Genomic DNA, 6204 nt, shown 5'->3' with positions numbered 1-6204 from the left:
GGTCGCCGCGCCCGCCCTGCTGCTCGGCGACGCCGCCGCGCCGCCGAACGAGGTGCTGGCCGGCGTGACCGGCCTGGTGGGCTGGGTCCTGCTGGCGATCGTCGGCGCGGCCCTGCTCCGCTTCTCTCCGGTACGCCGGCCGCAACCGGTCGCCTGACCCGCCGCCTCGCCCGGCCGGCAGCTTCGGCTGGGTGCTCCGGCTTTCCAAGGCGCTAGCCGAGGATCACGCACACCACCAACGCCGTGGCCGTGGCGGCCTCCACGAGCGCACCCAGCACGTCACCCGTGATCCCGCCGAGGCGCCGCCGCGCGTGCCGCAGCAGCAGCAGAGCGGCGCCCATCCCGGTGAGCAGGCCGAGCGGCAGCACGATCACGCCGTACGTGAAGGGGACGCTCGGCGGCGGGGGCACGGCGACGTCCACCAGCGGCTCTACGGACACCGGCGCATCCGAATCGTCCAGCCACGTATCGAAGCGCTCCGTCCCCGTGCTGTCGCCTGGGACCGCGGACGCCGGGGCCCACGTCGTCGGTTCATGGTCAGGGAGCACGCCCAGGCCGAGGACGGCGGCGCCGAGCAGGGCGAGCAGGGTGACGAGCCAGGCGGCGGGGCGGCGTACCGTACCCGCGACCATCGCCCCGAGCCCGTCGGCCCGGGCGGCGGGGACGCCTGCCCGGCAGGCCCACGTCAGCGCCAGCCGCCCGGCCACGCAGGCCATCACGAACGCTGCGAACCCGGCATAGGCCACCGCGACGACCTGGATGACCAGCGTCAACACCAGCGTCATCACGCCGAACGGCCCGATGTCCGACTTTTTCATGATGGCGAGCGCCTGAGCGGCGGGCTTGCCGCTCCCCAGCCCGTCCGCCAGGTCGGCGAGCCCGTCCAGATGCAGCCCCCGGGTCAGCACGGCCAGCAGACCGACCGCCAGCGCCGCCCCCAGCAGCGGCGGCCCCGGCAGGAACAACGGCAGCCCGGCGACCAGGCCGAGCGCGAGCCCGACGGCCGGAGCCAGCACCATCGCATGCCCAGCGACTTCCCGATCCACCCGCTCGACCCGTACCGGGAAGACGCTGAGCGTGCCGATCGCGAGCCTCAGTCCTTCCCAGAGACGCATATCGGACGATCGTAGGCCCACTAGTGTGGCGGGATGCACGTGGTTGAACTCGAAGGCGTAGGTGTCCGAGTCGTCGGCAAGTGGCTGCTGGACGGCGTCGACTGGCAGGTGGACTACGGCGACCACTGGGTGATCCTCGGCCCCAACGGTGCGGGCAAGACGACGCTGCTCTCGCTCGCGGCCGCCGTGCGGCATCCCAGCGAGGGCACGGTCAAGGTGCTCGGCCACAAGCTCGGCCGGGTGGACATGCGGGAGCTGCGCCGCCACATCGGCCTGGTCGCGGCCAGCCAGCGGCTGGTCGACGAGGAGCTGATGGAGGAGGAGGGGGCGACCGCGCACACCGTCGTGCTCACCGGGCACACAGGGACGAGCGTTCCCCTCTGGGACAAGTACGGCGACGTCGAGCGGGAGCGGGCCCACCGGTTCCTGGCCGATCTGGGGTGCAAGGATCTGGCGGACCGGCCGTTCCGGGTCTGCTCGCAGGGCGAGCGGGCCAGGATCAGGGTGGCCAGATCCCTCATGGGAGATCCGGCGGTGCTGCTGCTCGACGAGCCGTTCGCGGGGCTCGACCTGCCGGCCAGGGAAGACCTCATCACCGCCGTCGAGGGCCTGGCCGCGACCCGGCCCGTCCTCACCACCGTGACGGTCACCCACCACCTGGAGGAGGTGCCCGCGACGACCACGCACGCCATGCTCATGCGCGACGCCAGGGTGCTGTCCGCGGGCCCGGTGGACGACGTGCTCACCCCGGCCAACCTCTCCGACTGCTTCGGCCGCCCCCTGCACGTGGACCGCCTCGACGGCCGCTGGTACGCCAGAGCCGTCCGCCCCTGATCCCTCGGGGCTCCAGCAGGCCCCTCACAGCTCCAGCAGGCGGCCCGCGACCACCAGTGCCACGTACTCGGATTCGGCGGCGAGGCGTTCGTTGAGGCGCCCGAGCGCGTCCCTGAACGCCCGCCCGCTGGCCGTGGCGGGCACCACGCCCATCCCCACCTCGTCGGACACCGCCACGATCCGCACCGGTGCCTGCCGCCACGCCGCCACGAGCGCGTCACAGCGCTCGCCGACCGGAGCGCGGTCCCCCTCCCAGGCCCCGTGCTCGTCGAACACCGCCGCCAGCCACGTACCGAGCCCGTCGATCAGCATCGGCGTGGAGGCGTCTCTGATGGCCGAGACGAGGTCGGTGGTCTCGGCGGTGGCCCAGTGCGCGGGCCGCCGCTCCCTGTGCGCCCGCACCCGCGCCGCCCACTCGCCGTCCCCCGCGCCGCCCGGCCCGGTGGCGACATAGGTGACGTACGGCTCCGCCGCCAGTCGCAGCTCGGCCTCGGCCGACTTCCCCGACCGCGACCCGCCCAGCACCAGCGCCCGCCACGGCGCCCTGCCTTCCGGCAGAGCGGGTGACCGTTGGCCTGGCTGGATCTCCAGCTCCGTCCCGTCGGGAACGGCCAGCGCGCCCCACAACAGCAGCCGCCTGGCCAGTTCCTCCTCCGAGCGGACCCGGTGATCAAGCCCGACGGCCACCACCAGGGTCCGGTCGTCCGCCAGGCCCGCCCGCCGCAGGTCCCCGAGTCGTTCCGGCCGGTCGAGCAGGTCGATCAGCACGATGTCGTAACGGGCGGGATCGTGCCGGGCAGTGTCGTGCCCTGCGGGCCCGTCCGTGGGCACCGTCCGCCCCGCCGGGAGGTGGAGCAGCCGGGAGCCGTCTGGGCAGACCAGGCCCAGCCCGCCGGCGCAGGCCCGGTACCCGCGGGGCAGGTCGCCGTGCGGAAACCGGACCACGCCGTCCACGATCACCTCGAGCGCGCGCCGGTGACCGGACGGGAGCCCGGCGCACGAGGCGCACCGGCACCCGGGCTCCGGCCACCCCGCACCGCCCGCCGTACCGGAGAGAAGGACCTTCACCGCGCCGAGCGTACAAACTCCGGCACGTTCCGGCCCGGCCGGGTGTCGCGGCCGCCTCACCGCACAGCCCGGCTATCAGGATTCTGGAACGTTCCAGGTCAGCGGCCGACGCCTGCCCTGGCCCTGGAGCGGCGGCGGGTGGCCACCACGGCCCCGCTCGCCAGCAGGGCGGCCGCGCCCGCGCCGACCGCGATCAGCGTGATCGGCATGCCGGACCCGGCCCCGGTGGCGGTGGCGGCGGCCGTCAGCTCTGTGCCGCCCTTCTCTCTGGACGGGTAGCCGGAGACCGCGAGGACGGCTCCCTGGGCGTTCACGCGGACCTTGGCGGCGGAGGCCAGGAGCTGGGCGGCGGTGGCGTTCTCGGTGCCCGCGACGCACTTCAGCACCCCCTGCCCAGGAGGTTGCTCGCCGGGATACGCGTCGGCGTCCCCGTCGCCGAAGTCCACCGCGACCACCACGCGCTTGTGCCCGGACGCGGCCGCGTCCTTGCCGCACACCGTCTGGAACGACGGCAGGTCCCCGCCGGGCGACTCGCCCGCCGCCCCGTCCGGAGCCACGGAGAAGCGCCACCCGATGACGGAGCCGTCCGGCGGGGAGTACTCGGCCGTCGCGGCCAGCCAGGCCGTACCGTCGCTCTGCCACACGCTCCACGCGCGCGCTGCCCCCGGATCGGCCCCCGGATCGGCCCCCGGATCGGCAGGGGCGGAGTGAGGGAAAGAAAGTAAGGCGGCCGCCCCGAGGGCGGCTCCGGCCGCAACACGATACGCGCGCAGCATCGATTGACCTCCAAGCTCGGGAGTAGGGTTCCAGTGCCTGCGGAGGGTGCGCCGGCGAACCCGCGGAAAAGGAGCGTATGGCATGACATGGCGGTGGCGTTATGAAAATGCAAATGGTGGTGAGGTGACGGATCGCCCTTTGCCGCGAGAAGTTTTTCCGAGCCAGGCGGATGCCGAGTCCTGGCTCGGCGAAAACTGGCGCGACCTGCTCGAATCCGGGGTGGAGCGGGTGGCGTTGCTCGACGAGGACCGCGTGGAGTACACGGGTTTGTCATTGCGTCCCGAGTGAATCGGGGTAATTGAAAAACCCCTTGAGCGCCATTGTGGCTCAAGGGGTTTTTGTCTGGGGACGGGTTACGGGCGGGTGGGCGGGCTCTGCGTCTTGGACGAGTCGCGCTCCACGACCGGGCCGAGCACGTCGTCGATCCGCTTGAGCACGTCGGCGTCCAGCTTGACGCCGGAGGCCTTGACGTTGTCGCGCACCTGCTCGGGCCGGCTGGCGCCCACGATGGCGCTGGAGACGTTCGGGTTCTGCAGGACCCAGGCGACGGCCAGCTGCGCCATGCTCAGCCCGAGGTCGGAGGCGACCGGCTTGAGCTCCTGGACGCGGGTCAGCACGTCGTCGTTCATGAACCGCGCGATCATGGCGCTGCCGCTGTTGTCGGTCGCCCGCGAGCCCTCGGGCGGCTGCTGCCCGGGCAGGTACTTGCCAGTGAGGACGCCCTGGGCGATCGGCGACCAGACGATCTGGCCCACGCCCTCCTTCTCGCTCAGCGGCACGATCTCGCCCTCGATGATCCGCCACAGCATCGAGTACTGGGGCTGGTTCGAGACGATCCGGTCGAAGCCCATCTCGTCGGCGATCTTCAGGGCCTGGGCGATCTGGTCGGCGGTCCACTCGCTGACGCCGATGTAGAGGACCTTGCCCTGGCGGACGAGGTCGTCGAACGTCTTGAGCGTCTCCTCAAGCGGAGTCTCGTAGTCGAATCGGTGTGCCTGGTACAGGTCGACGTAGTCGGTCTGGAGGCGGCGCAGCGAGCCGTTGATCGACTCGGTGATGTGCTTGCGTGACAGACCGCGGTTGTTCTGGCCGGGGCCGGTCGGCCAGTAGACCTTGGTGAAGATCTCCAGCGACTCCCTGCGCACGCCCTTCAGCGCGCGGCCGAGCACCTCCTCGGCCTTCGTCGCCGCGTAGACGTCCGCGGTGTCGAACGTGGTGATGCCCTCGTCGAGTGCCGCCTGCACGCACTGCTTGGCGGCGTCCTCCTCGACCTGGGAGCCGTGGGTCAGCCAGTTTCCGTAACTGATCTCGCTTACTTTTAGACCGCTGCGGCCGAGGTGTCGGAATTCCATGGGTTCGACCTTAACGCCGACCCATGTGGTGATCGGTTTCGGGATAGGGTGCGCGACGTGCTGAAGCTCGTACGCCTGGCGCTGACGGCGGCCATCCTGACCGCGATAGCGGTACGGCTGCGCCGCCGCGCCCAGATGCCCGACAAGCAGCCTCCGCCGCCCCCGGCGCCGAGACCGGGCAGGAGCATGCGGATGCTCCTGGTGTGGGCCGCCATCGCGGGGATTGTGGCGCTGACGCTGGCGGCCGCCCTGGTCCCCACGGAGTCGCAGGGGGCGTCCGCCGCTCAGTGGCGCGCGTACCAGGCCGAGCAGGCCTCCATCGCCGCGGCCATGGAGACCGTGACCCCGATGCCGATGCGGGCCGCGCCCACGCCGGCCCCCACGGTCCCGGCCTCGACGCAGACCCCGGACATCCCGGCCGCGTGCATGCTGCGCGGTCAGGTGACGGTGCGGCCGATCAGCCCGCGCGTGCGGGCGGCGGTGAACCGGCAGTGGCGGCGCATCGAGCGGTGGCTGAAGGCGCACGCGCCGAAGACGTACGCCACGCTGGGCGCGCCCGGCAAGGCCCGCACCATCGCGGTCGCCGAGGCCCAGACGGGCCTGGAGTTCCCCGACGATCTGCGCGCCTCGCTCCTGCGCCACAACGGCATGTCAGGGCCGCTCGAGACCCGCTTCACGTTCGGCGGGGACGACGTCCACGGCGTGCGCGAGATCCGCGACCTCTGGCGCAGGGACTGCGCCGCGGGGGGCGGCGGCCCGATCGGCCGGCTGATCCCCGTCGGCAGCCTGACGGAAGTCGACGCGGACACCCGTCACGTGGAGGTGCCGATGATGGAGAGCGACCCGCTCTGGCCCTCGTACCACGCGATGCTCCGCGACGTGGCCGCCGCGCTGGAGCGGGGCCGCCCCGTGCACGGCGTGCGGCCCACGGTCGAGCGCGGCCTGCTCCGCTGGTCCGACGCCCGATGAGCGAGGCATCCGACGCCCTGTGAGCGGGCGTGGCGCCGGAGCCGTCCGCGACCGTCCCCGCGGCCGCGGACCGTAAGGGGGCCGCGGCC

At 72.6% G+C, this 6204-nt stretch carries 7 protein-coding genes; 3 read left to right on the top strand and 4 right to left on the bottom strand.

The genetic code is table 11. The annotated features are described in order from the left end of the window. Positions 1–212 precede the first annotated feature (212 nt). A complete protein-coding gene (locus AB0J09_RS53415; RefSeq protein ID WP_360709799.1) occupies positions 213–1115 on the bottom strand; it encodes an adenosylcobinamide-GDP ribazoletransferase in 903 nt (300 codons plus the stop codon). A gap of 33 nt (positions 1116–1148) precedes the next feature. Between AB0J09_RS53415 and AB0J09_RS53410 the strand changes: the two genes are divergently transcribed. Next, positions 1149–1949 carry an ATP-binding cassette domain-containing protein gene (locus AB0J09_RS53410; RefSeq protein WP_360709797.1) on the top strand — a complete coding sequence of 267 codons (801 nt, stop codon included), beginning with the start codon at positions 1149–1151 and terminating at the stop codon, positions 1947–1949. A gap of 24 nt (positions 1950–1973) precedes the next feature. On the opposite strand, the gene AB0J09_RS53405 is transcribed toward AB0J09_RS53410, so the two are convergent. Both AB0J09_RS53405 and AB0J09_RS53400 read right to left on the bottom strand, forming a co-directional pair. Next, complete coding sequence (locus AB0J09_RS53405) at positions 1974–3017, bottom strand: bifunctional adenosylcobinamide kinase/adenosylcobinamide-phosphate guanylyltransferase (RefSeq protein ID WP_360709795.1); 1044 nt, start codon at positions 3015–3017, stop codon at positions 1974–1976. Between the two features lie 98 nt (positions 3018–3115). After that, a complete protein-coding gene (locus AB0J09_RS53400; RefSeq protein WP_360709793.1) occupies positions 3116–3661 on the bottom strand; it encodes an SCO2322 family protein in 546 nt (181 codons plus the stop codon). Positions 3662–3875: 214 nt separating this feature from the next. Here AB0J09_RS53400 and AB0J09_RS53395 point away from each other — a divergent pair, with 214 nt between their 5' ends. Further along, positions 3876–4082, top strand: coding sequence for a hypothetical protein (locus AB0J09_RS53395; protein WP_360709791.1), 207 nt, complete (start codon positions 3876–3878; stop codon positions 4080–4082). A 65-nt stretch (positions 4083–4147) separates the two neighbouring features. On the opposite strand, the gene AB0J09_RS53390 is transcribed toward AB0J09_RS53395, so the two are convergent. Next, positions 4148–5146 (bottom strand): aldo/keto reductase family protein, encoded by a 999-nt coding sequence (locus AB0J09_RS53390; RefSeq protein WP_360709789.1) that lies wholly within the window; start codon positions 5144–5146, stop codon positions 4148–4150. 57 nt (positions 5147–5203) lie between these two features. Here AB0J09_RS53390 and AB0J09_RS53385 point away from each other — a divergent pair, with 57 nt between their 5' ends. Then, positions 5204–6115: an SMI1/KNR4 family protein gene (locus tag AB0J09_RS53385; protein WP_360709787.1), complete on the top strand. Its 912-nt coding sequence runs from the start codon at positions 5204–5206 to the stop codon at positions 6113–6115. The last annotated feature ends 89 nt before the right edge of the window (positions 6116–6204 follow it).

It is taken from the genome of Nonomuraea sp. NPDC049784 (genome assembly GCF_040659615.1).
Taxonomy (GTDB): domain Bacteria; phylum Actinomycetota; class Actinomycetes; order Streptosporangiales; family Streptosporangiaceae; genus Nonomuraea.
The sequence above is the reverse complement of the archived record's forward strand: the minus strand, read 5'-3'. Positions and strand labels throughout refer to the sequence as shown.